We start from the raw sequence: 24,924 nt of genomic DNA, 5'->3' as shown, positions 1-24,924 counted from the left end.
GGACATCGGTCCAGTCGCGTGTATCCGGTTTGATCTCGCTTATCTGCTGTCCTTGCTGCTCGACTTGCTTCCGGTCTTCGTACCGGAATTCTTGCTGGCCGTCTTGTTGTAATTGAGGATCTCGGCGAGCACCGTGGCCTGGCTGATGTCGTCGCGTTTGGCCGCGGTGAGCAGGGTCAGAGTCCCTTTATGCGCACGTTCGCGCAGGTCGTCGAGGGCCCGCGCGGCCTCATCGCCTTTCAATTCCTCGCGGAAGCGACGGGAGAACTCGTCGAACTTCTCCGGGTCGTGGGAATACCATTTGCGCAGCTCGGTCGAGGGTGCGACGTCCTTGACCCATTCGTCGAGTTCGGCCTTGTCCTTGCTCACCCCGCGCGGCCAGACGCGATCGACGAGGACTCGGGTCCCATCGGACTTCTGTGCTTCGTCGTAGATGCGGCGGACCTGGACTGCGTGTGCGCTGCTCTTGGCGGAGCTCTTCTTCTCGGACATCGGCTGATGCTCCATTCGCTCGCTTCTCTTCGAGTGTACGACGCGAACACACATGCCGTGCCTGTCGACCGCCGACAAGGGCACCATGGCCAATCGTGGCTGGTGAAGCGTAGACTCCGAAACGTAGGTCACCTTGGTGTCCCGAGGTGCACCGCGCCGAATCCGTGAGCGGAGGAGATGATGCAGTGACCGTCTGGCAGCAGGCATTCCCCGATGGGAAGAGTCCGCAGCGGGTGCTGGTTCCGCCATCGCCGTATGCGATCTTCCTCGTCCTCACCGTCCGTACCGGATTCGAGAGCACGGCGAAGGACTTCCTGTCCGAGATCGCAGGGCTGACCCGAACCGTCGGCTTCCGCTCCCGCGAAGACGATCTCAGCTGTGTGACGGGCATCGGCGCGGACCTCTGGGACCGCATGTTCACCGCGCCCCGACCCTGGGGGCTCCATCCCTTCATCGAACAGCGCGGAGACGTCCACACGGCACCGTCGACTCCGGGCGATCTGCTGTTCCACATCCGCGCTCGCCGCATGGATATGTGCTTCGAGCTCGCCCGGCTCATCGGCGACGGTTTGGCCGGGGCCGTCGACGTCGCCGACGAAGTCCACGGCTTCCGCTATTTCGACGAACGTGACATCCTCGGCTTCGTCGACGGCACCGAGAACCCCGAGGACCAGGGCGCCGTCGACGCCGTGTTCCTCCACCCCGATGACGTCGCCGAGGATTCCGGCTCGGACTCCGCCGAGGCGGGACCCGAAGTCGCTGCGGCCGCTGCCGGAGCCGCCGAGGCAGGAGCCGTTCCCGGCGATGGCGCCCCCGGTCTTCCGGGCAGCACCTATGTGATCGTTCAGAAGTACACGCACGACATGCCCGCCTGGGACGACCTCAGCGTCGAGGAGCAGGAAGCGGCCTTCGGGCGGCACAAACTCTCCGACGTCGAATTCGCCGAGGAGGACAAGGCCGCGAACTCGCACCTCGTGCTCAATTCGATCGAGGACGAGGACGGCAATGACCGTGAGATCGTGCGCGACAACATGGTCTTCGGCTCGATCGGCTCCGAAGAGTACGGCACCTACTTCATCGCCTACGCCGCCGACGTGACGACGACCGAGCAGATGCTCGAGAACATGTTCATCGGCGACCCGGTAGGCACCTACGACCGGATCCTCGACTTCTCGACCGCGGTGACCGGCGGGCTGTTCTTCGTGCCCAGCCAGGATTTCCTCGACGATCCGGACGGGGAACTCGCCGAGGCGGGGCTCGGGATCGGAGGAGCCGCCTCGGCGAAGGTCGATTGTCCGGACATCGACGACGGAACGGACCCTGACCCGGCCGTTGTCGACGGTTCGGCCGGCGACGATGACTCGGCAGACGCAGACCCCTCAGCACCCACGGACGGCAGCCTGGGAATCGGCAGCCTGAACAGGAGACGACAGTGAACAACCTCTATCGCGAACTAGCTCCCATCACCGGCCCGGCCTGGGCGGAGATCGAGGAAGAGGCACGGCGCACCTTCAAACGCAATATCGCCGGTCGGCGCATCGTCGACGTCGAGGGGCCGAGCGGCTTCGAGACCTCCTCGGTGACCACGGGACATATCCGTCACGTGCAGTCGTATTCCTCGGGTCTGCACATTCGGCAGCGCATCGTGCAGGAATTCGTCGAACTGCGCGCCCCGTTCACAGTCACGCGTGAGGCGATCGACGATGTTGCGCGCGGCTCCGGAGATTCGGACTGGCAGCCGGTGAAGGATGCCGCGACGACGATGGCGCTGGCCGAGGATCGCACCATCCTCCACGGACTCGACTCCGCGGGCATCGGCGGAATCGTCCCGAACTCGTCGAACGCCGCTGTCACCCTGCCCGATTCAGTCGAGGACTACGCGGACGCGGTGGCGCAGGCGCTGTCGAGCCTGCGCACGGCCGGTGTCGACGGGCCCTACAGCCTTCTGCTGTCCGAGGCGGAGTACACGAAGGTCTCCGAGTCGACCGATCATGGGTTCCCGATCCGCGATCATCTCTCCCGCCAGCTCGGTGCCGGGGAGATCGTCTGGGCGCCGGCGCTCGAGGGTGCCCTGCTCGTGTCCACCCGCGGCGGCGACTACGAACTCCACCTGGGCCAGGACCTGTCGATCGGCTACCGAGGCCACGACAGCGAGACCGTCGATCTGTACCTGCAGGAGACCTTCGGCTTCCTCGCACTCACCGACGAATCCAGCGTTCCCCTGCACCCTTGAGCGGCACCCAGAGCGGGGTGCGGGTCGCTGCGCGGCCCCTGAGCGGCAGTGGAGCCGCGCTGACTAGCGGCGGGCACCCTCGCTGAGGTTGCTCAGCACGAGAGTGCTCACCTGCCGGTCGATGTACGTGTCGAGGTCGAGCCCGATCCGCTGGAAGTACCAGTGCTTGAGAGCCCACATGTGGGCTGTCGCCATGAGGTCATGCCCCAGCGTCTGCGCATCGACATCGCGCAGATCGCCCGCCTCGACGGCGGCGGTGACGACGTCGACGAGAGGCTGCAGGGTTTCGAGCTCCTGGTCCTGGATCGATTTCAGCCCCTGCTTCGACAGTGCCCTGGAGACCTGATAGGTGAGCACGACCGCGTGCCGCTGTTCGTCGACGACGTGGCAGAACTCGGAGAATGCGGCAATGACCTCGTCCACGGGGTCACCCGCCTCGGCGATGGCGGAAGGCACCCGCAGTCGGAACTCCTCGAGGACGCGAGTGATCGCGGCGAGCACGATCTGCTCCTTGTCGGAGAAGTACTTGTACAGCAGTCCGACACTGACCCCACAGGACTTCGCGATCGCCTGCATGGACACCGAGTGGGTGCCCTTCTCCTGCATCAGGCGCACGGCGGCATCGACGATCTGCCGCTCTCGGAATTCCGCGCGGGCTCCCCGGACGATCGCGTTGAGGTCTTCGGATTCAGCTGACATGCTCGGTGGCGACTTCCTCTCTGAGCTTGAACTTCTGAATCTTACCGCTCGGCGTGCGAGGGAACTCGTCGAGACACTGCAGGGCCTCGGGCCAGTACTGCTTGGCCACGCCCTTCGCGTCGAAGAACTCGCGCAGTTCGTCCATCGACAGGCTGTGGCCCTCGTTGAGGGTGACGACCGCGCACGCGATCTCCTGCAGCCGCGGATGCGGCACCGCGACGACGGCGACCTGGGAGACCGCGGGATGTTCGTAGAGGACGTTCTCGATATAGGCCACGGGGATGTTCTCACCACCGCGGATGATGATGTCCTTCGACCTCCCCGCGATCCTGATGAAGCCCTCGGAGTCCATTTCGGCGAGGTCTCCCGTATCGAGCCAAACACCCGCGAAAGCGTCTGCTGTGTGCTCCGGTTCATCGAGGTAGCCGACGAACATGAATGGCCCTGTGACCTGGACTTTCCCTTCGACTCCTGCAGCCACGGGCTCGCCGAAAGGATCGATGACGCGGACTTTCATCGAGCCCAGGGCACGCCCGTCGGTGCTCGTGACCTTCTCTTCCGAGTCGCCCGGTGCCGTCATCGTCACCAGCCCGCATTCCGTCTGCCCCCAGCCGCCGAAGACGTTGAGTTCCGGCAGCAGAGTGCGCGCCTCATCGACCATTACGCGCGGAATCGGGGCGCCCATGCAGCAGAAGTGCTTGAGGGAGGACAGATCGTGCTGCGTCGTTTTCGCCACCTCGAGCAGATCGTGGAGGAACGGAGTCGCCCCCGATGTGTGTTGGATCCCGTGGTCGGCGACGAGTCGGGCGAACTCCTCACCATTCCACACGTCCTGGAACACGCCCGAGCCGCCGATGAGCAGGGGCAGGCACACTCCGTACATGTAGCCGGTGAGATGGCCGAAGGTCGAGGCCATGTGGATGACCGAATCCTCGTTCAGGCCCAGGTGGTCCGGCCATGGCAGCGAGGCCGCGAGCACGTTGTTGTGCGTGTGCATGACTCCCTTGGGATTGCCCGTCGTGCCCGAGGTGAAGAGGATGAGGCCGACATCGTTGGGGTCCGGGCGACGGTCGTCCCAATCGATGGATTCGATCGCTGAGGCGGCCGACCGGGGTCCGTCCGAGCTTAAGTCGCGTTCTCCTCGGTTGAGGAAATCGGCCCACTTCTCGAAACCGTCCCGACCGGTGAAGGCTTCCTCGCCCGGGGTGTCGAGGACGATCGTGTGCTGCAGCTCCGGCAGGTTCGGTTGCAGCCGATCGACCATGTCGGGATAGTCGAACTTCCGGAAGCGATTGGGAACGAATAGGACGGAGACTTCAGACTTCTTCGCCATGTACCCGATCTCACGGTCCCGATAGATCGGGATGAGTCCGTTGGTCACGGCGCCGGCCTTGATTGCGCCGAGGTGGATGACGAGCCATTCGTACCAGTTCGGCAGTTGGATGCCCACCACGTGGCCGGGTTCGACCCCGAGGTCGACGAGCGCACGGGCACAGGTCTCGACATCCGAGCTGAGCTGGGCATACGTATGCGCTCCGTAGGGATCGCGGGTGACGACCGCGTCGGGCCGTTGTGCGCTCCAGTGCTCGAGGTGGTCGAGCAGGGTCTGGTTCTTCCAGTCCCCGGACGAGGTGAATTCTTCGATGAGGGAGTCGGTCAGGGTGGTCTCGAATCGTGTGGGCATAACAGGGCTCCTTTGCTCTGGTGTCGTACCTGTGACTCGGGTGGTGCCGGTGGTTGTTGGGACGAGTGAGCTCGTCGTCCTGTCGATCAGGCCATGGTCAGTCCGCCGGAGACGGACAGGGTCTGGCCGGTGACATAGGCGGAATCGGGGCGGGCGAAGAATGCCACGGCGTTCGCGAGGTCGTCGGGCTGGGCGAGCCGGCGCATCGGGATCGACTTCTCGAGTGCGGTGCGCAGCTTCGGGTTGTCTGCGGAGATCTCGGCGAACAGCGGGGTGTCGGCCGGTCCCGGGCACACGCAGTTCGCGGAGATCCCGTGCCGGGCGACCTCGCGGGCGAAGGTCTTCGTGAACGAGATGATCCCGCCCTTGGCCGCCGAGTACACGGCTTCGCCGCTCGACCCGACCCTGCCGGCATCCGAGCCGATGCTGATGACGGCGCCGGATCCGGCTGCGATCATGTGCTCGGCCGCCGACTGCGTGCAGTTGAGCGTGCCGAGGAGGTTGATCGCGATGACCCGCTGCCAGGTGATAGGGGTCGACTCCATGAACGGTTCGACCTTGTCCCAGCCGGCGTTGTTGACGAGCACGTCGATGCGTCCGAAGCGTTCGACCACCTCGGCGACCATGGCGTCCACGGCCGCACGGTCGGTGACGTCGGCGGCGAGTCCGATCGAATCATTTCCCAGCGCCGAGGCTGTGTCCGCGGCCTTCTGTGCGTCGAGGTCGGCGACGACGACGGTGGCGCCGTCGGCGGCGAGGCGGTTCGCGATGCCCTTGCCGATTCCGGAGGCGGCTCCGGTGACGATGATGATGCGGTCGGTCAGGGGTGCGGTCTGTGCGGGTGCTGACATGGTGGTGTCCTTCCGATTGTGTTTCGGATGCTGTGGTGTGTGTTCGTGCCTGTCCGCCTGTGTCGTTCCTGGTCAGGGGGCGAATTTCCGTCCGGCGGAGCTGCGGGCGATGATGAGCTTCATGATCTGGGCGGTGCCGTCGCCGATCTGCATTCCGAGCAGGTCGCGCAGTCGCTTCTCGACGTCGCGATCTTTCTTGTAGCCGTTCTGTCCGTGCAGGAGCAGGCATTGGTGGACCGCGTGGTAGGCCTCGAGCGGGGCCCACCACTTGCACATTGCCGCCTGCGAGGTGTGCGGGAGACTTTCGTCGCCGAGGCGCAAGGTGTCCAGGCACAGCAGACGCGCCGCCGCCATCTTCGTCTCCGCTTCGGCGAGCGGGAATGAGACCCCTTGGAACTTCGACAGCGGCTGGTCGAAGGCCTCACGTCCCTTGACGTACGCCCAGGCGTCCTCGATCGCACGTGTCGCGGTCCCCGTGCACTGCAGTCCGATGAGTGCGCGGGAGAAGTCGAATCCCTGCATGACCTGGGTGAATGCTCCGCCGATCTCGCCGAGGAGGTGATCGGCGGGCACGCGGACATCGGTGAAGTCCACGCTGCCGCGAGCAACGGCCGCCTGACCCATGTCGATGATGGGATTCCGGGTCACTCCCGGGGCGTCGAGGTCGACGAGGAAGGCCGAGATGCCCTTTCCACGTCCCGCCTCGGGGTCGGTGCGGGCAAAGATCACTGTGGCCGTCGAGGTCATGGCCAGCGACATCGACTTCGTGCCGTTGACGATCCAGTCGTTGCCGTCGCGTCGGGCCGTGGTCGAGGGATTGCCGGCATCCGAACCGGCCCCGGGTTCGGAGAGACCGATGGCCACCGTCTCGGCTCCTGTTGTGATGAGACGGCAGTAGTGGTCGGCCACCTCGGCGCCGGCATTGCGGGCGATGACCTGTCCGATGAGGGAGCCAACGACCTGGATATAGGCGACGGTGAGGTCTCCGCGGGCGATGGCCTCGGTGATGAGTCCCGCGGTGACCTTGGTCAGGCCGACCCCGCCGAGGTGGGTGGGCAGTTCCGGGGCGATGAGACCGGCGCGGCCCATCTCTCGGGTGATGTCGGGACCGATGCGGCCGGCGGCTTCGCGGTCGCTGGCCTCACTGATGAGCCGCTCCTCGAATCCGGCCGCCGCGTCGAGCAGGGTCTGGGTATCGGGGGTGAGAGTCGTATCCACGGGAATCCTCTGTGTTGGCAGGGTCTGTGCGGGTGGGGTGTGTGCCGGGGGCGCGTCGGTGGTCAGTACGCGCCGTCGAAGCGACTGAAGTCCGGGTCGCGCTTCTCGGCGAAGGCGGTCGCGCCTTCATGCGATTCCGGCGAGTGCGCGTAGAGGTCGAGGGCGCTCATGGCGAGGTTCGTGAAGCCAGTCTGCATCTCGGAATCGGCATTGAACGACTGCTTGAGGAAGCGCAGCGCGGTCGGAGCCTTGAGCCCGAGGGCCCTCGCGCGTTCCTTGGCGCGGGGCATGAGCTCATCGGCGTCGACGACCTCGTTGGCCAGTCCCCAGGATTCGGCCTTCTGCGCGTCGATGAGTTCGCAGAAGTACCACATCTCACGGGCGCGCTTCTCGCCGATGACGCGGGCGAGGAAGGCCGAGCCGTAGCCGGCGTCGAAGGACCCGACCTTGGGGCCTGCCTGGCCGAAGCGTGCGTGGGAGGCTGCGATCGTGATGTCGCAGAGGGTGGTGAGCACGTTTCCACCGCCGATCGCGACGCCGTTGACTGCGGAGATCACGGGTTTCGGCACGGACCGGATGACCTTGTGGAGTTCGGAGATGCGGAACATGCCGTAGCGGCTGGGTCCGTAGTCGCCGGTCTCCGCCTTCTGCTTGACGTCGCCGCCGGCGCAGAAGGACTTCTGTCCGGAACCGGTGAGGATGATCGAGCGGACGCGATTGTCTCCCCATGCCAGCGTGAAGGCTTCGATGAGTTCGTCGACGGTCTGCGAACGGAAGGAGTTGAAGGCCTCGGGCCGGTTGATCGTGATGACGGCGTAGGTCTCTTCCACCTCGTAGAGGATGTCGTCGAAATCCGTGGTCGTGGCCTGCTGAGTCGTGGGTGTGGCTGTGGGCATCCTTGCCTCCTCGAACGGAAAGTGAATCTAGGTTCACAACAAGTGAACATGAGTTCACGGTCAAGGTCAAGAGTGCCTGGGAGGGAAATTTCACGTGAGTTCGCTGGGAGGGTCGCCGCGAGGGCGATGCTGCGGCGGCTCCGGCCTTCATCCCGGTCGTCAGCGGAGTGATCTCGGGCTTCGTGCTGTTCGCCTTCGCCATGTGGGCCCTGGTCCCGACCGAGCGGTAGAGCCCCGCACGTATCGAGTTTCGTTCGGTTCCTCATCGGGTTCTGATCCAGCCATCGAGTTTTGTCCCGATGACTGGATCAGAACCCGGTGACTCCCCACGAGGCGGCCGGTTCGGGCGGACCCTCACGTCGCATAGCGTGCGCTCGTGGCCAGACCCTACCGGCAGGTGATGGGGCGTGGGTCAGTCCTCGTCGGGCTCGGCGCCTGGTGCCGCCGCCCCAGCACCGTCCTTCTTCAGCGGCTGCACGCGCGGGGGCGGGAACTCCGGAGCCTGAGCGGCGGGACGGGCCTCCAGGCCAGCGAATACCTCGGCGATGGCGCGATCGAGCTGCGGATCGTCAGCGGCGAAGAGCTGACCGGGATCGTGCTCGACCTCGATATCGGGTTCGACGCCGTAGTTCTCCACGCCCCAGCCCTTGCCTTCGATCCAGAAGGCATAGCGCGGCTGCGTCACCCCGGTGCCGTCGACGAGGTCGTAGCGACCGTCGATGCCGACGACTCCTCCCCACGTGCGCACACCGACGACCGGGCCGATGCCCTTGGCCTGCACACGCGCGTTGATGATGTCACCATCGGAGCCGGAGAACTCATTGGCCACGAAGACCACGGGCCCCCGCGGAGCATCCTCCGGGTCACGACCCATCTCGTCATAGCTGCGGGCCTGATTCCACGCCACGACCGTATCGGCGAAGCGTTCGGCCACGAGCGCACTCGTGTGCCCGCCGCGGTTGAACCGCACATCGGCGATGACACCCTCGCAGTCCATGGCCTGCCGCAGATCCCGGTGCAGCTGCGCCCACCCGTAGGAGGTCATGTCCGGAACATGCACATAGCCGATGCGGCCGCCGGACTTCTCGGCCACATACTCGCGGCGGGAGCGCACCCAGTCCTGATAGCGCAGCTTCTCCTCGCTGGCCAGCGGAATGACCGCGACCGTGCGGTCCCTGCGGCCGCGGCGCAGAGTGAGCTCGACGATCGTGTCCGCGGCCCCCTGCAGATGAGCGGCGGGACCGGCCGCCTCGTCGACGGGCTGACCGTTGACGGCGAGGATGACATCGCCGGCCTTCGCCCCGACACCGGCCTGCCTCAGCGGTGACCTGGCATCAGGTTCACTGCTCTCACCTGGGAGGATGCGCTCAATCGTCCATCCCTCCGGTGTCTTGGCCAGATCCACGCCGAGGAAGCCGAGCTTCCTCGCCCCATCGCCGAGCCCCGCCGGCGGGCTGACATAGGCGTGCGAAGTGTTGAGTTCGCCCACGGTCTCCCACAGCACGTCGACGAGGTCGTCATGGGTCAGCGCCTTCGCGGCCACGGCACGCCAACGCAGCGTGACCGACTCCCAATCCACCCCGTTCATGTCCTCGCGCCAATAGTGGTCGCGCATGATCCGCGAGTTCTCCTCGAACATCTGCAGCCACTCGGCCCGACGGTCGAGCTCGAACCGCAGACGCGTGACGTCGACGGAGACGAACTCATCATCGTCGGCCTCGACCTTCCGGTTCGCCGGGACCACGCTGATCGCTTCGTCGCTGGTCACGACGAGCAGCTTGCCGTCGCCGGAGATCGCATACTCGTCGGCCTTGTCGACGATGGTGGTGACCTTCCGCTTGGCGAAGTCGAAGAACTGGATCACCTCGGCGGGTTTGTCACCGGTATCTCCTGCTCGCTGAGTGCCGAGCTCACCGGCCTCGACATCGCCGGTGCGCATCCAGACGAGGCCGCCTTCGGCGGATTCGAGGTCCCGGAAGACCCCCGAGGCGACGGGGAACGGCACGATGCGTTCCTCCGCGCCCTCGAGTTCGACCTCGACGGTTGCGGCGGGCTTGTCTCCGCGACCACGATCGGACTTCGCATCCTCGGTGATGTCAGCGATCGCCCACCCGCCGGCGCTCGGCCCGAATGGTGCGGGCTCATCGGCGGCCAAGGGCAGCAGCCACGGTCGGGTGACGCCGTTGAACGACAGATCGAAGGAATGCTGGTTGTACGAGGGGTCGAAGGTGCGATCGGAGAGGAATGCGACGAACTTCCCGTCGCGGGTGAATGTCGGCGAGAAGTCGTTGAACTTGCCCGTCGTCAGCGGCTGGGCCTGTCGCTCCGACTTCACTTCGGCGATCATCAGCTGCGCGAGCAGCTCCTCACCCTGCGTCGGCTGCGACCACACGAGGTACTTCCCATCGGGTGAGAACCGCGGGTCCCGCGCCTCGCCGTGACCCGAATGCCCCACCAGGCGTGTGCGGCCGTTGCCCACCTCGACGGTCCGAATCGATCCGTCGTGGGAGATCGTGGCGAGCATCTTCCCCGCCGGATCCGCCTGCAGGTCGAGGACCCGTCCCAGGGCTCCGGCTCCGATTCGCCGAGGCGGCTTGTCCCCGGTCACGGACATGACCTCGATCGCGTCCTCCCCTTCGACATCGGTGATGAACGCGGCCAGACCGGTGTCCCCGAGGATGAGGGGTTCGCGGGTGCGGATCGACGAATCCGCGCACAGCGCTCGGACCGGGCCTTCGCGGTGGGCGATCCAGAAGGTCTTGCCGCGCCATTCCACGACCGAGGCGTTTCCCTGCCTGTCAGGGCTGATGTGGTTGAGTCCGGTCTTCGGATCGAGGCTCAGCGGCTGCACCTGAGTGCCAGGCAGGGTGACTGCGAGGGTGCGGACGGCCGCATCGAGGCTGTCGAGGATCCTGATCTGCCCGCGGGAGTGCCAGACGATGCGGGTGCCGTCGGTCGTGGCGTCACGGACATAGCCCTCGGCCTCGGTCTGATGAGTGAGCTGGCGCGGTTCGACCGCGACATCCCCATTCGCCGAAGTGGCCAGGCCGTCGATGATCCACAGGTTCGCCTGCTCGTCGGCATGGTGGGGGAAGGTCGCGGCCCGGTCGGAGGTGAAGACGAGGGAATCGCCGACCCACAGCGGATCCGTCAGCGAGGCCTGGTCCTCCCGCAGCAGGCGCTGCCACCGGGCGCCGGACCCATCGCCGATGCCGGAAACATTCGCGTTGCCGACCCGATCGAGCCACAGCCTCGGCGCGGTGCCTCCCCGGTAGCGCTTCCAGTGCGCGGGCGGACGGGAGAACGGCGTCGACAGAGCGGTCACTCCCGTATGGTGCCGGGCCAGACCCGAAGCACGACCGAACGACAGTCGATCGACCTCACCGTCGAGACTCACGGACTTCACGACATGGTTGCGGACCTCGAACTCCCCGGCATTCGCGCCGACGAGGACATGGGTCGGATCGGCCCACCCGAGCATCGTCATCGCACTCGACCCCAACCAGGTGAGCTGGCGCAGGGACCCGGTGGCCACCTCGGCGACCATGAGCTCCGGCTGGCCGGTGCGGAAGGACACGAACGCGACATGCGCTCCGTCGGGTGAGATCCTCGGAGACCGGACGGGCACATGATCGGAGGTCAGCCGCCAGGCGCGGCCACCGGAGGACGGAACCAGCCAGACATCGTCGTGGGCGGTGAAGGTGATGAGATCGGACTGGATATGGGGATAGCGAAGATAAGTCACGTGACCCACATTACAAGCTCGACTGTGCGGCGGCCGCGGGCCGGAACCGATGCCCAGGCAACTTGCACCCGGCAATAGAATGGGCACATGCCATCTCTGACTTCTGTGCTCACGGACCGTTTCGCCGCCGCCCTCACCCAAGCCTTCGGTGAGGACTTCGCCAGGCGCGATCCCGTCATCCGCAGCAGCCAGTTCGCAGACTTCCAAGCCAATGTGGCCCTGCCTCTGGCCAAGGAACTGAAGTCGAAGCCGCGCGATATCGCCGCACAGATCGTCGACAACCTCGACCTCGCCGGCGTCTGCGAGACCCCGGAGATCTCCGGCCCAGGGTTCATCAACCTCACTTTCACTCCCGAATTCCTCGCCTCCACTCTGACCGCAGGCGGAGTCGCCGCCGCACCGGAGAACACGGATCCGCAGACCATCGCCATCGACTATTCGGCCCCGAACGTGGCCAAGGAGATGCACGTCGGCCACCTGCGCACCACCGTCGTCGGTGACGCCCTGGCCCGTACCCACGAATTCCTCGGCAACACGGTCATCCGCCAGAACCACATCGGCGACTGGGGAACGCCGTTCGGCATGCTCATCGAGCACCTCCTCGACGTCGGCGTCGACTCCGACGAGGCCTCCGAAGTGTCCGAGAACCCGAACGCCTTCTACCAGGCGGCCCGCGCGAAGTTCGACTCCGATGAGGCCTTCGCCACCCGCTCCCGCGCCCGTGTCGTCAAGCTCCAGGGCGGCGACGAGGACACTCTGGGACTGTGGACGACGCTCGTCGGCTACTCCCGCGAGTACTTCAACCGCATCTACTCGCTCCTCGACGTCACCCTCACCGACGCCGATCTCGCCGGAGAGTCCACCTACAACGACGTGCTGGCCGAGGTCTGCGACGAGCTCGAGGCCAAGGGCCTGGCGACGATCTCCGACGGTGCGCTGTGCGTGTTCCCCGAAGGCTTCACCGGCCGTGAGGGCGAACCCCTGCCGCTCATCATCCGCAAATCCGACGGCGGTTACGGCTACGCCACGACGGATCTCGCCGCCGTGCGCAACCGGGCCGTCAACCTCGGCGTGAACAGGGCTCTCTACGTCGTCGGCACCCCGCAGGCCATGCACTTCGACATGGTCTTCACCGTCGCACGTGAGGCCGGCTGGCTGCCGGAGACCTTCAGCCCCGAACACGTGAAGATCGGCAATGTGCTCGGCTCCGACGGCAAGATCCTGCGCACCCGCTCAGGTGCCCCGCTGCGCCTGGCCGAACTCCTCGAAGAGGCCGTGGCCCGGGCGAAGACGACACTGGCCGAGTCGAGCGTGGACTTCGAGCCTGCGGAGGCCGACGAGGTCGCCCGCATCGTCGGCATCGGTGCGGTGAAGTACGCCGATCTGTCCGTCGCCCACGACACCTCCTACACCTTTGACCTCGACCGGATGCTCGCGCCCATCGGCAACACCGCCCCTTACCTCCAGTACGCCGGTGCCCGCATCCGCTCCATCGGCCGCAAGGCCGAAGCCGAAGGCGTCAACGCTTCCCAGGTCGCCAACGCTGCGATCAGCCTCGGGGAGACGGCCGAACGTGAGCTCGCGCTCAACCTCCTCGGTTTCGCCGATGTGGTCACCGAGGTGGCTGCCGGGTCGACGCCGCACCGTCTGTGCACCTACCTGTTCGATCTTGCCCAGGCGTTCACCTCGTTCTATGAGCAGTGCCCGGTGCTCATCGCCGAGACTCCTGAGCTGCGCGACTCCCGTCTGCGGCTCTCGGCGATCGTGCTCGAGGTCCTCCAGGCCGGTCTCGGGGTGCTCGGCATCCGCGTTCCCGAGCGGATGTGAGCTCGCCTCAGCGGCCACCCGCGAAGAGGATGCTGCCCTGGATCATTCTGGGCATCGTCATCCTCGCCCTCAACCTGCGCACCCCGATCATTGCGCCGACCGCGATCCTGCCTGACATCCAGGAGGGCACGGGATTCAGCGCGGCCGGACTCGGTCTGCTCACCGGCCTTCCGGTTCTGCTGTTTGCCCTGGCCACGCCGGTGGCGGGGAAGTTCATCACCCGCCTCGGCGCCGAAGCCACGGTTCTCGCTTGTTTGTCCGGTGTGCTGCTGGGCACCGTTCTGCGGTCGGTCGGCCCGTCCTGGCTCGTGCTCGTGGGCACCGGCATCATCGGCCTGGCAATCACCTTGGGCAATATCGTCGTCCCCGTCCTCATCCGCCGCGAGGTGCCGTGGGAACAGGTGTCGATGGTCACCGGCCTGTACTCGGCGATGATGAACGTCGGGTCGATGGCCACCCTCATCGGCACCGGTCCGTTGGCCGAGGCCTTCGGCTGGCGCTGGGCCCTGGCCGCATGGGGAGGACTCGCCTTCGCGGGCCTCGGATTCTGGATGGTGCTCATTCGCGTGCGCGTGCGCCGCGACGGGGAGGCCGCCCGCGCCGCCGCAGCCGAATCCGCCGATGATCCTTCCACCGTCGAGGCGACCGCCCCCGCCGCGAAGCAGTCGTGGGCCGAGGCTCCCGCTTCCTTCCGGTGGATCATCGCTCTGCTCATCATCACGTTCTCCGGGCAGTCGACGGCCTACTACGTGACGACGACCTGGCTGCCGAGCTACCTCGGGGACACGATCGGGCTCGCCCCGACCGCCGCCGGAAGCACGGCGTCCCTGTTCCAGATCGCTGCGATCCTCGGTGCCTTCGGAGTGCCGCTGCTGGCCGTGAAGACGAAGCCGTGGGTGCCCGTGGCGATCGTCGCCGTGCTCTGGCTGTCCCTGCCCGTGGGCCTGCTTATGGCTCCCGGCGCCTACTGTCTGTGGGCGTCCACCGGCGGCATCGCCCAAGGTGGTGGGTTCACGGCGATCTTCTCGATCATCGCCCGCACCGCCGGAAGCGATGCGCAGACCGCGTCGGCATCGGCGCGTGTGCAGTTCGGCGGCTACCTCGCAGCGACCTTGGCCCCGCCGTTCGCCGGTTGGCTCAACACGGCCACCGGAGGGTGGACGGCACCGCTGCTGCTCATCCTCGCCGCCACGCTCGCGTTCACGATCACCGGGCTGTTAGCTGCTCGCCGAGCAGGAGGCCTCCCGCGCGGCGGACGTGAGATCCTCGACCCCGACTAGGCTCTTGCTACCTGACGGCGGCCCAGCAACCTGGCGTGGAGTGGTCCCCAATAGTTGGACTGCTGTGGGGTCAGCATAGAGCGGTTACGGCCTCTGTGGCATTGGCGGTCTTGGTCCGATACTCCATCGGAGCAAGACCGCCAAGTCGTGTCGAGATCCTCTCAAAGTTATACCAGTGAATGTACTCATCGATCGCGGTCTTGAGGTCCTCGACAGTGTCGAACTTCTGCAGATAGAACATTTCAGACTTCAATTGCCCGAAGAAGTTCTCCGCGACCGCGTTATCCCAACAATTTCCCTTCCGCGACATCGACGGGCGTGCACCATACTCGGCCAAGATCGCCGCCCACGACACGTGCTGGTACTGAAACCCCTGGTCCGTGTGCACCAACGGTGCCTGACCCGGCCGAAGCCCCTGGCATGCCCTGATCAGTGACTCGTTCGTCAACGCCGTGTTCGGTGACGTCGACATCGAGTACGACACCACACTGGTATCGAAGAGATCAATGACCGGTGACAGATACAGTTTCTGATCCGCCACAGCGAATTCCGTGACGTCAGAGACCCATTTCTCATTCGGTTCCTCAGCAGTGAAGTCCCGGTTGAGGACATTGCCAGCCACACGGCCGACCGTGCCGCGGTGGGAGTTGTACCGCTTCCGGCGCACCTTGGTCTTGATCCCCATGTCCTGCATCAACCGCAGCACGGTCTTCTTCGCAATCGACAGGCCCTCTTTGACCAAGACAGTCATAATCTTGCGGTGCCCGTAGCGTTCGTTGCTGTCGGTGAAGATCTCCCGGATCCGGGCCCTCACCTGCACATACGGGTCAGGTCTCTGACCGAAGCGTTTCTGGTGATAGAAAAACGTCGACCGCGCCAACCCCGCAATGCTCAGCAGCAGTGACAGTGGGTAGTCCGCCTTGAGACTGGCAACAATGCGTGCTTTTACAGCTGCCCGTTCTGCCTCAAGGCCTTCAGTTTTTTTAAGTACGCGTTCTCCGCTTCCGCCCGCAGCAGCCGGTCTTGTAACTGCCGGTACTCGGCCAGGCTGATGTCCTCGACCCGAGTCTTCTTCGCCATCACATCCGGCTTCGACGGTGCCGGGTCGGCATCCGGGTCCTGCCCGTGATCGATCGCGCGCATGCGAGCTGTTTTGCCCTTCCCCGATGCTTTGCGTGGGGTGAAAGCGTCCTCGCCCTTGTCTCGGTATTCCTTGACCCAGTCGAGGATCGGTCGCGATGATGCCAGGCCGAGTTCCTTGGCGAGTTCGACTTTGTGTTCACCGTCGAGGTATCGCTTCGCGGTCGCGATCTTCTGCTCTGCTGGTATGCGCCGGGGCTGGTGGGGTTCCATGACCGATATTGTTCCACGCACTAACCACCGGTCGTGGAGGAGTTTGAGTGTGGGTTTGTGGACGTCGAGCTTCGTGGCTGTCGCAGCGTATCCGTAGCCGTGGTCGAACAGTTCGATCGCGGCACGGGCTTGGACGTTGGTGATCAGACAGTCCTTGCGCATGGAGTAGTCCCTTCAAGTTGGTTTGTGTTGATCACAGTCCAACTTTCGGGGACCACTCCAGCGCGAGGTTGCTGGGCCGCCGTCAGGTAGCAAAAAGGGCTCAACGCTCATAGAAACACCGAGGCGGCCCACCACGATGGTGGGCCGCCTCGGTGACGGTCACGCGAATCCGATGATTCGCCTGAGTGACTCAGTGCTTGGCGTCGGAGCTCTCAGCAGGCTTGACGGCCGGCTTCGGGGCCGGGACCTCGTCCGTGGCCTCTGCCTTGGTCGAGGGCACAGCGGTCTGCGAGACCTCAGTGGCAGTCGCCTGGCGCGAAGCCGGGGTCGAACCGACTGGACGGGCGTCGGCGGGACGGTTGTTCGGCAGCGGGGTCGACCAGGGATCCTCGACTGGCTGGGCCTTCTTCCACACGTAGTAGCCGATTCCGGCGGCCGAACCGATGACGAGGGTCCACACGAGTGCGGCCTTTCCGCCACCGGACTTGCGAGCGGTGTCCTTCTCGATGCGCTTGCCGGCATTGGCGAGAGCCTTGCGGGCCTTCTTCATGGCCTTCTTGTCACCGGTGAGGCGGACAGCCAGGTCATCGATGAGCTTCGGGGTCTCGGCCGCGGACAACGAAGACGCGGCGTTCGATGCGAACTTGCCTGCGCGTTCGGTCGCTTCGGGACGGTAGGACTCGAGCTTGTCGGCCCAGGAGTGGACCTGGCCATTGGCCTTGTCTGCCAGAGCTTCGACCTGCGGACGTGCCTTCTCAGCGAACTCTTCGGCCTTGCCTGCCAGCGCCTCGACCTGCGGGCGAGCTTTGTCGGCGGCCTCACGCAGCTTCGGGGCTGCGTTCTCGCTGGCATCTGCCAGGACTCGGAGTGACGTCTGCTTCGCGGAATCGAGCTTCGAAGTGAGCTGATCTCGGGTGGGCTTCTTCGACATAAACTGTTCCCAATCCTTAGATGTCGGTGGTCAAGCTGATCACAGACCAGTCTACGGCCTAGGCGCAAACCTGTGGACAGCGGATGTCATCGAATTGCCTGCGGATCGCCTGACAGGTTGGGCAATGGACCTGGTGCGAAACTGCATTTGCCGCCTCGGCGTGGAAGAATGAAGTCATGACTACAGCCTCAACGCATACCGCAGTCCTGCACACGAACCACGGTGACATCACCATCAACCTCTTCGGCAACCATGCTCCGAAGACTGTGGCCAACTTCGTCGAACTGGCCCAGGGCGAGCGTGAGTTCACCGATCCTTCGACCGGCGAGCCGACCAAGCGCCCCTTCTTCGACGGACTCGGCTTCCACCGCATCATCTCGAACTTCATGATCCAGGGCGGCTGCCCGCTGGGCACCGGCACCGGCGGACCTGGCTACACCTTCGACGACGAGATCCACCCCGAACTGCAGTTCGACCGCAAGTACCTGCTGGCCATGGCGAATGCCGGCAAGCAGATGGGACGCGGCACCAACGGCTCGCAGTTCTTCATCACCACCGCCGAGACCCCGTGGCTCAACGGCAAGCACACCATCTTCGGTGAGGTCGCCGACGAAGCCTCGCAGCGCGTCGTCGACGAGATCGAAGGTGTGCGCACCGCTGCGATGGACAAGCCGGTCGAGCCGGTCGTCATCGAGAAGGTCGACATCACCGCGAAGTGAGTCACCGTCCGCAGAAGGACTGAGTACCATGGTGTGATGGACACACCTGAGGAGGGCTCGGCACGGGAAACCGGCCGGGCCCTCTCTGCATCCCCGCCGCTGATCACCCGTACGCTCCTCATCGTCACCATCGTGGCCTTCCTCGCGGAGCTCATCCCCGGCCTTGACCTGCTGCGAAGGCTGAGCTTCGTTCCCGCACTCTCGCTCGAACAGCCGTGGCGGGTGCTTTCGGTCGCCCTCGTCCACGAGGAGCCCTCACCGTTCCACCTGCTGGCGAACATGATCGGGCTGTTCTTCTTCGGATCCTTCGTGGAGCGAGCCTTGGGGCACTGGAAGTTCCTGGCCGTCTACGTCATCGGGACCGCCGGTGGTTCAGCCATGGTGCTTCTGCTGGCCGATCCCTTCGACGTCGATTGGGTGACGAACCACATCGGAGCTTCGGGCGCGGTGTTCGCTATCGTCGGCGTCCTCCTGGCCCCTACCCGCCGCCTCGATCGGAACATCACCGGGGTCCTCGTGTTCGTTGCGCTCAACTTCGGCTACGGGTTCCTCGTGGCGGGAGTGTCTTGGGAGTCCCACCTCGGCGGTCTGATCACCGGTTTCGTGCTCGGGTGTGCGGGGCTGCTGGGACCACAGCGGTCACGGACGCTGGTGTTCACGCTGACCTCGGTCGGACTGGTAGTGCTCATGGCCGCCGGCGGAGCGTGGAAGATGGCCGACCTCGGTCTCTGAAACCTGGCCAGATCACTGAATTCGGCGCTGTCAGGCTCTTACCAGACAAAAGCCGATTTGTGTGCACTTTGCGGTGGAAAATTCTTTGTCCACAAGTTATATCCACAACGTGGATAACTTACACCTGTGTGTTTAGACTGGTCAGAGGCCTAAAATAAGTTTTCCACAAGCGACGCACCCGGCTTGGGTATAACTTCGTGCTTGTGGATTGTTGAGATCGGCCTGCGACTGTTGGGGTGAATGTGAGTCCCCGTGAATGCAGATTGTCTGGTCGATCCGCGGTGATTCTGAGCTCAGAATCACCGCGGATCGACCAGACAATCGAAGCGATTGCGGCCGGGACCGGCTACCGCCAGCGTGTGGACATGATCAGACCCGCCACGAAGAAGGCGAAGCCGATGAGGATGTTCCAGTTGCCCCACGCTTCGACGGGGAAAGCGCCCTGGGTGATGTAGAAGGTGACGAGCCAGATGAGGCCGACAAGCAGCAGCCCGATGAGGACCGGCAGGAACCAGCTCGGGTTCGGCTTGATCGTCTGCTGGCCCGAGGTCGAGGTATAGCTCGCGGTCTTGCGTCCCTGCGGCCGCTTGGCCGGATTGCCCGAACGGGACGTGCGCTTGGCAGCAGCACCCTTCGAACCAGTGGACTTGGAAGTCGAGGTCTTCGACGACTTCGCATCCTTGGCCGAGCCGGACTTCTTGGTGGGCTTCTCATCCCCGGTTGAGTCGGCCCTCTCGTCCTTCGATGCTTTGGTCTTCTTCGCGGCAGCCGCCGTCCCGGAGTCCTTCTTTGAGTCCTTCGCAGAAGTCTTGTCGGAGGCCTCTGCGTCCTTGTCTGCGGAATCGTCCTTCAGATCGTCCGCAGCAGTTTCGGTCGCATCCGATTCTTCGTTCGCATCCTCGGCGACTTCCGTGTCAGCAGCATCGGAGACATCGGTGTCGAGCGAATCGGTCTCGAGTTCCTCGACCTCGGTCGCCTCGACCGCTTCAGCGGACTGGGTCTGCTTGGCCTTGGCCGCCGACGAAGTGCGAGAAGTGCGCTGGGGGCGTCCTTTGGACTTGGCCACAAGTACTCCTTTGTCGGTCGACCGTCATTGGGGTCGCCGAATGAATGGTTGGGGACGATCGCAGACCAGTCTACTCGGGGCAGGGGTCACAGTGAAAAACTCCGACTACCCTGAAAGCGGCCAGAGTGCGCCCCGAACGTTGATTCTCATAGGATAAAGTGCATAGGGGTGTCCCCGCCTGTCATCTTCGACGGCCCCCCCGACAATGCAGTGACAGTCACGGAGCAGAAGTGGTGAATAGTTCCTCCTCGGGTAACGAACCGGGCGTGAATCCGCCCTCGCGACCCACTATCCGGCCTGCTCAGAGACGGCAGGCTCCGGCTGACTCCGGCGGCCATCAGCTCGGTCACTCCGCTGGCGGTTCCGGCGATCAGCCGCTGCCCAGCCGACGCGAGATGCGACGCAGAGAAGCCGAAGCCGCCGCGGCCCAGGGCGAACCGACCGCCGTCTACTCCGACGCCCCTCCCGTCTACCAACAGCCCCAACAGCCCGCACAAGGCCAGCAGTACGGCGAGACCACTCAAGCTATGCCCGCGGTCCCGCAGAACGCTCCCGCCGCAGCCGGAGCTGGATACGCGGCCGCGCCCCAGCAGGGCGGACAGGCCACACACGGACAAGCCGCGCACGGCCACCTCGGCGAGGATCAGCCTCAGGGTCGCCCCGCGACCCGCCGTCAGCGGCGTCGTCAGCGCGTGGAGCGCGAACCGCTCGGACCGATCCGCGGGACCGTGCGCACCTTCGGTGAACTGTGCATCACGGCCGGTCTCGTTCTCATCCTCTTCGTCGTCTGGCAGCTGTGGTGGACGGACATCCAGGCCAACCGCGACAACGAAGTGCTCGCGGACGAACTCACTCAGGACTGGGCGAACCAGGATCCGAACGAACTGCCCGACGATCCGGACGAACCTGTGGTCTCCGAACCCGTGGGCAAGAACGAGGCCTTCGGCATCTTCTACATTCCGCGCTTCGGGGACGACTACTACCGCACCGTCGCCGAGGGCGTCGACCTCGAACCCGTGCTCAACCGGATGGGCGTGGGCCGCTACCCGAACTCGGCGATGCCCGGCGAGGTCGGGAACTTCTCCGTCGCCGGCCACCGCGTGACCTACGGCAAACCGTTCAACCAGATCGCGAACCTGCGTCCGGGCGACGAGATCATCGTCCAGACGAAGGACGGCTTCTACACCTACACCTTCCGCAACTTCGACATCATCCTCCCTGATGCCGTCGAAGTGCTCTCACCCGTTCCCAATGAGCCCGACTTTAAGGGCAAGGACCGGATCCTGACGATGACGGCGTGCAACCCGATGTTCTCTGCCCGGGAACGTTACGTCGCCTACGCCGAATTCACGGACTGGACGCCCGCCGGCGACGGAGCGCCCGACAGCATCAAGGACTCGAAGGCCTACGACAAGGTCAGCAAGAACGGCGGTGCCTGATATGTACGCATTCATCTGGCGGATCCTCCCGGGCAACTGGGTCGTCAAACTCATCCTCGCCCTCATCCTCATCGCGGCCGTCGTGCTGCTGCTCATGCAGTACGTCTTCCCCGTGATCGCCCCCTACATGCCCTTCAACAACGCCACCGTCACCGATACCGGACAGCAATGACCTCAATCCTCGTCATCGACAACTACGACAGCTTCGTCTACACGCTCGTGTCCTACCTGCGTGAGCTCGGCGCGGACGTCGACGTCGTCCGCAACGACGACATCCCCGCCACTGCGATCGCCGAGACCGTGGCCGCCTACGACGGCGTGCTCCTGTCCCCGGGGCCCGGCGTACCCGCCGAATCCGGCGTCTGCCCGCCCCTGCTGTCCTGGGCGGAGACCTCGGGAATGCCCGTGTTCGGCGTCTGCCTGGGCCATCAGGCCCTCGGCGAGGTGTTCGGCGCCGAGGTGACCCACTCACCCGTGCTCATGCACGGCAAGACCTCGGTCATCACCCATGACGGCGAAGGCATCTTCTTCGGCTGTCCCAGCCCGCTGACCGTCACCCGCTACCATTCGCTGGCGATCGTCGACGAGACCCTCGACCTCGAGAAGTTCACCGTCACCGCCCGCACCGACGACGGCATCGTCATGGCTATCGAACATCGCGAGAAGCCCCTGTTCGGTGTCCAGTTCCACCCTGAATCCGTGCTCACCGAATGCGGATACCTCATGCTCGGCAATTGGCTCGAGGTGTGCGGCCTCGAAGGTGCCGCCCAGGCGGCTGTGGGGATGTCCCCGTTGGCGACCGCGATCGCCTGAGAATTCCCGCCGATCCCCGGTTACAGGGTTCTCGCCGAGGTGGCCGATCGTTATGATCGTGAGCACAGTGATCCCTGTGCTCAGTTGATCCGAAACCGCGCCGGGATCCGTGCACGCACACAGTTTCGTGCGCGACCGAGGAACAGGAGACAGCGACGATGTCAGAACCGACCTATCTGCGCGAAGAACCGTTCACCGAACTCACCGTCATCGAGGTCCCTGCCACTCCGGCAGCGGTCGTCGAGGCTCGCGAGATGCACATGTCAGACCTGCCGGAACTCTTCGACTCCGCGTTCTCCGGGCTCTTCCCCGTCCTCTCCGAAGCGGGAATCGAACCCGCCGGTCCGGCATTCGCCCTCTACACGCGGCAGCCGAGCGAAACGGTGGATCTGCAGGTGGGGATCCCCACCTCGACGGGGCTGAAGAATGCGCAGCCGATCGCCGGCGGTCATATCGTCATCCCCGCGGAGCTGCCCGGCGGATCCATGGCTGTGCGCAGCCACCTCGGTGGATATGACGTGCTCGGGGAATCCTGGGCGCAGCTGCTCAAGGACGCGGTGGCGGCCGGGCATCGTCCGGGACTGCCGTTCATCGAACTCTATGTCACCGAGCCCAGCCCTGAGGCGGATCCCGCCGATCTGCGCACTGATCTGTTCCTCACCTTGGACTGAGGGACGGCGTCTGAGAGACGGCGTCACAGACGCACGCAGATCTTTTCGGGAGACGAAAGCGGCCGGGCCAGTCGATGACCGACCCGACCGCTGTGCGTCGAGGGACCGAAGACCTCAGTTGCCGATGATGCCGTCGGACCAGTTGTCGAAGAGTCCTCCGCCGACTGAGTCCTTGTCCTTGTCCTTGTTGTCTTTGCCCTTGTCCTTCTTGTCTTTGTCGTCGTTTCCGCCGTCGTCGCCAGGGGCGGTCGGGATGCCGCCTGGGACTGACGGAATCGAAGGCGAGGGCTCCGGCGGCTTCTTGGCCACCTTCACGGTGATCTCCGAACCCTGCTTGACCTCGCTGCCGCCGGTCGCGGACTGTTCGAAGACCTTCTTGTCGGCGTGGTCGGCGGTCTCGACCTCTTCGGTCTTGCACGTGAGCTGGTACTCATCGCCCTCGAGGGTCTGGCAGGCCTCCTCGGCGGTCTGACCGGTGACATCGGGGACCTCGACCATGCCCGAGGACACGACGAGATCGACATTCGAATCGACGTCGACTTCCTGACCGTCGCCGGGCTTGGTCTCGATGACCACGCCCTTCTCCACATCCGGAGAATTCTGGGAGATATGGGTGCCGGCCTGCAGCTTCGCGTCGTTGATGATCTGCCGCGCCTCTTCTTCGGTCTTGCCGGAGACATCGGGGACCTTTACGGACTCGGGGCCCGACGAGATGACCAGCTTGACCACGCTGTCCTTCTCCACTCGCTGACCGCCGGGAGGATCCGTCTCGATCGCCTTGCCCTCATCGACTTCGGCACTGTACTTCTCGTCGCGGTCGACCCGCAGGCCCTGTTGGATGAGCGCGGCCTCGGCTTCATCGGCGTCCATGTTCGCCACATCCGTGACCTCGACCTGGACGATCGGCTCGGGCTTGTTGATCTCATATACCCACAGGGCCACGGCGGCCAGGGCGAGGAGGACGAAGATGCTGCCGATCCACACCCAGGCGCGTGAGCGCTTCTGCGGCGGCCGCTCCTCCTGGTTGGTCATGATCGTCGAGACGGGCCCGGTCTCCGGAGCCGCCTCGGCCTCGGAGGCATGGGCCATCGGAGCGGTCATGGGCGGCGCCATCATCGGATACGCCTGCGTGGCCTCGACGTCGTCCTCAAAGCTCATGGGACGGCCGTCGCGGGCGGCGAGGACGTCCTCACGGAAGGTGTAGGCGTCCTGGTAGCGGGCGTCGCGATCCTTTAGAAGAGCGTGGAGGAGGAGCCGATCGACGGCCGGTGGGATGTTCTGGTTGTAGAAACTCGGCGGCTGCGGGGTCTCTCCGACGTGTTGGTAGGCCACGGCCAGCTGGGAGTCGCCGACGAACGGGGGACGACCGGCCAGCAGCTCGTAGAGCAGGCAGGCGGTCGAGTACAGGTCAGAGCGGGCGTCGACGACTTCGCCCCGGGCCTGTTCGGGGGAGAGGTACTGGGCGGTGCCGACCACCGACTGGGTCTGGGTCAGTCCCGAATTGTCCTTCAGCGCTCGGGCGATCCCGAAGTCCATGACCTTGATGTCGCCCTCGGGGGTGAGCATGACGTTCGCAGGCTTGATGTCGCGGTGGACGATGCCGTTGCGGTGGGAGTACTCGAGCGGAGCGAGGACCCCGGCGATGACGTTGAGGGCTTCGTCGACGGTGAGTGTGCCGTGCTCGTTGAGGACCTCGCGCAGCGTCTGACCTTCGACGTATTCCATGACGATGAACGGCACGGACACGGACGAGCCGCCGGATTCGACGAACTCCTCTTCGCCCGAATCGTAGACGGAGACGATTCCGGGATGATTGAGACCTGCCGCGGACTGGGCCTCGCGTTTGAGCCTGGTGTGGAACGAAGGATCGCGGGCAAGATCGGAGCGCAGAAGCTTGATGGCTACGCGACGTCCGAGACGGTTGTCGACGCCCTCATGCACCTCTGCCATGCCCCCACGGCCGAGGAGCGCACGAACTTCGTAACGCCCCGACAGCACCTTGGGTTCACTCATGTATGTCCTCCGCTTGTCTCACCCGGTCTGTGGGTTCATTCTCACCTGAACCGGGTCGAATTTCAGTATCTCAAACTCGTCGTTTCGTCTGATCGCTGCT

22 protein-coding genes are annotated in these 24,924 nt (G+C 64.8%); 10 read left to right on the top strand and 12 right to left on the bottom strand.

Features of this window, described 5'->3' with window-relative positions; genetic code table 11:
• Positions 1 to 39: 39 nt before the first annotated feature.
• Positions 40 to 492, bottom strand: coding sequence for a DUF488 domain-containing protein (locus BLU88_RS02530; RefSeq protein ID WP_092017073.1), 453 nt, complete (start codon positions 490 to 492; stop codon positions 40 to 42).
• Positions 493 to 677: 185 nt separating this feature from the next.
• Between BLU88_RS02530 and BLU88_RS02525 the strand changes: the two genes are divergently transcribed.
• Together BLU88_RS02525 and BLU88_RS02520 are read left to right on the top strand one after the other, a co-directional pair.
• Positions 678 to 1,928: a Dyp-type peroxidase gene (locus BLU88_RS02525; protein ID WP_092009734.1), complete on the top strand. Its 1,251-nt coding sequence runs from the start codon at positions 678 to 680 to the stop codon at positions 1,926 to 1,928.
• Positions 1,925 to 2,725, top strand: coding sequence for a family 1 encapsulin nanocompartment shell protein (locus tag BLU88_RS02520; RefSeq protein WP_092009732.1), 801 nt, complete (start codon positions 1,925 to 1,927; stop codon positions 2,723 to 2,725). The genes BLU88_RS02525 and BLU88_RS02520 overlap by 4 nt, the downstream gene beginning before the upstream one ends.
• A 63-nt stretch (positions 2,726 to 2,788) precedes the next feature.
• Here BLU88_RS02520 and BLU88_RS02515 read toward each other — a convergent pair whose 3' ends face one another.
• The 6 genes from BLU88_RS02515 to BLU88_RS02490 all read right to left on the bottom strand — a co-directional run bounded on the left by BLU88_RS02515 (position 2,789) and on the right by BLU88_RS02490 (position 11,818).
• Positions 2,789 to 3,424: a TetR/AcrR family transcriptional regulator gene (locus tag BLU88_RS02515; RefSeq protein ID WP_092009731.1), complete on the bottom strand. Its 636-nt coding sequence runs from the start codon at positions 3,422 to 3,424 to the stop codon at positions 2,789 to 2,791.
• On the bottom strand, positions 3,414 to 5,108 hold the full coding sequence (locus BLU88_RS02510; RefSeq protein WP_092009729.1) for an AMP-binding protein: 1,695 nt from the start codon (positions 5,106 to 5,108) through the stop codon (positions 3,414 to 3,416). Before BLU88_RS02510 ends, BLU88_RS02515 begins: the two co-directional genes overlap by 11 nt.
• Before the next feature lie 86 nt (positions 5,109 to 5,194).
• Entirely contained in the window at positions 5,195 to 5,959 is a 765-nt protein-coding gene (locus tag BLU88_RS02505; RefSeq protein WP_092009727.1) for an SDR family NAD(P)-dependent oxidoreductase, read from the bottom strand.
• A 72-nt stretch (positions 5,960 to 6,031) separates the two neighbouring features.
• A complete protein-coding gene (locus BLU88_RS02500; protein ID WP_092009725.1) occupies positions 6,032 to 7,177 on the bottom strand; it encodes an acyl-CoA dehydrogenase family protein in 1,146 nt (381 codons plus the stop codon).
• Positions 7,178 to 7,239: 62 nt separating this feature from the next.
• The gene (locus BLU88_RS02495) at positions 7,240 to 8,073 is read right to left on the bottom strand and encodes an enoyl-CoA hydratase-related protein (RefSeq protein ID WP_092009723.1); all 834 of its coding nucleotides are present in this window, start codon (positions 8,071 to 8,073) and stop codon (positions 7,240 to 7,242) included.
• 412 nt (positions 8,074 to 8,485) lie between these two features.
• Positions 8,486 to 11,818 (bottom strand): S41 family peptidase, encoded by a 3,333-nt coding sequence (locus BLU88_RS02490; protein ID WP_231939542.1) that lies wholly within the window; start codon positions 11,816 to 11,818, stop codon positions 8,486 to 8,488.
• A gap of 87 nt (positions 11,819 to 11,905) precedes the next feature.
• On the opposite strand from BLU88_RS02490, the gene argS reads away from it, so the two are divergent.
• A complete protein-coding gene (gene argS, locus BLU88_RS02485) occupies positions 11,906 to 13,645 on the top strand; it encodes an arginine--tRNA ligase (protein WP_092009719.1) in 1,740 nt (579 codons plus the stop codon).
• Between the two features lie 29 nt (positions 13,646 to 13,674).
• Complete coding sequence (locus tag BLU88_RS02480) at positions 13,675 to 14,925, top strand: MFS transporter (protein WP_092009717.1); 1,251 nt, start codon at positions 13,675 to 13,677, stop codon at positions 14,923 to 14,925.
• A 70-nt stretch (positions 14,926 to 14,995) separates the two neighbouring features.
• On the opposite strand, the gene BLU88_RS02475 is transcribed toward BLU88_RS02480, so the two are convergent.
• From BLU88_RS02475 to BLU88_RS02465, 3 genes are all read right to left on the bottom strand, one after another.
• Positions 14,996 to 15,862 carry an IS3 family transposase gene (locus tag BLU88_RS02475; RefSeq protein WP_231939705.1) on the bottom strand — a complete coding sequence of 289 codons (867 nt, stop codon included), beginning with the start codon at positions 15,860 to 15,862 and terminating at the stop codon, positions 14,996 to 14,998.
• A gap of 8 nt (positions 15,863 to 15,870) precedes the next feature.
• Entirely contained in the window at positions 15,871 to 16,440 is a 570-nt protein-coding gene (locus BLU88_RS02470) for a helix-turn-helix domain-containing protein (protein ID WP_092009028.1), read from the bottom strand.
• A 190-nt stretch (positions 16,441 to 16,630) separates the two neighbouring features.
• Positions 16,631 to 17,371, bottom strand: a complete 741-nt coding sequence (locus BLU88_RS02465) for a hypothetical protein (RefSeq protein ID WP_092009715.1) — start codon at positions 17,369 to 17,371, stop codon at positions 16,631 to 16,633.
• Between the two features lie 176 nt (positions 17,372 to 17,547).
• Between BLU88_RS02465 and BLU88_RS02460 the strand changes: the two genes are divergently transcribed.
• Together BLU88_RS02460 and BLU88_RS02455 are read left to right on the top strand one after the other, a co-directional pair.
• Complete coding sequence (locus BLU88_RS02460; protein WP_092009713.1) at positions 17,548 to 18,090, top strand: peptidylprolyl isomerase; 543 nt, start codon at positions 17,548 to 17,550, stop codon at positions 18,088 to 18,090.
• A 36-nt stretch (positions 18,091 to 18,126) separates the two neighbouring features.
• On the top strand, positions 18,127 to 18,822 hold the full coding sequence (locus BLU88_RS02455; RefSeq protein WP_092009711.1) for a rhomboid family intramembrane serine protease: 696 nt from the start codon (positions 18,127 to 18,129) through the stop codon (positions 18,820 to 18,822).
• A gap of 346 nt (positions 18,823 to 19,168) precedes the next feature.
• Here the strand turns inward: BLU88_RS02455 and BLU88_RS02450 are convergent, their stop codons facing one another.
• A complete protein-coding gene (locus BLU88_RS02450; protein WP_092009709.1) occupies positions 19,169 to 19,888 on the bottom strand; it encodes a cell division protein CrgA in 720 nt (239 codons plus the stop codon).
• Positions 19,889 to 20,283: 395 nt separating this feature from the next.
• Between BLU88_RS02450 and BLU88_RS02445 the strand changes: the two genes are divergently transcribed.
• From BLU88_RS02445 to BLU88_RS02430, 4 genes are all read left to right on the top strand, one after another.
• Positions 20,284 to 21,327, top strand: coding sequence for a class E sortase (locus tag BLU88_RS02445; RefSeq protein ID WP_092017071.1), 1,044 nt, complete (start codon positions 20,284 to 20,286; stop codon positions 21,325 to 21,327).
• A gap of 1 nt (position 21,328) precedes the next feature.
• On the top strand, positions 21,329 to 21,499 hold the full coding sequence (locus BLU88_RS18270; RefSeq protein ID WP_092009707.1) for a hypothetical protein: 171 nt from the start codon (positions 21,329 to 21,331) through the stop codon (positions 21,497 to 21,499).
• Positions 21,496 to 22,140, top strand: a complete 645-nt coding sequence (locus BLU88_RS02435) for an anthranilate synthase component II (protein WP_092009705.1) — start codon at positions 21,496 to 21,498, stop codon at positions 22,138 to 22,140. The genes BLU88_RS18270 and BLU88_RS02435 overlap by 4 nt, the downstream gene beginning before the upstream one ends.
• Before the next feature lie 158 nt (positions 22,141 to 22,298).
• Complete coding sequence (locus BLU88_RS02430; protein ID WP_092009703.1) at positions 22,299 to 22,811, top strand: GyrI-like domain-containing protein; 513 nt, start codon at positions 22,299 to 22,301, stop codon at positions 22,809 to 22,811.
• Positions 22,812 to 22,925: 114 nt separating this feature from the next.
• Here BLU88_RS02430 and pknB read toward each other — a convergent pair whose 3' ends face one another.
• Positions 22,926 to 24,824 carry a Stk1 family PASTA domain-containing Ser/Thr kinase gene (pknB, locus tag BLU88_RS02425; protein WP_092009700.1) on the bottom strand — a complete coding sequence of 633 codons (1,899 nt, stop codon included), beginning with the start codon at positions 24,822 to 24,824 and terminating at the stop codon, positions 22,926 to 22,928.
• Positions 24,825 to 24,924: the final 100 nt, after the last annotated feature.

The organism is Brevibacterium siliguriense (genome assembly GCF_900105315.1).
Lineage (GTDB): Bacteria > Actinomycetota > Actinomycetes > Actinomycetales > Brevibacteriaceae > Brevibacterium > Brevibacterium siliguriense.
The sequence above is the reverse complement of the archived record's forward strand: the minus strand, read 5'-3'. Positions and strand labels throughout refer to the sequence as shown.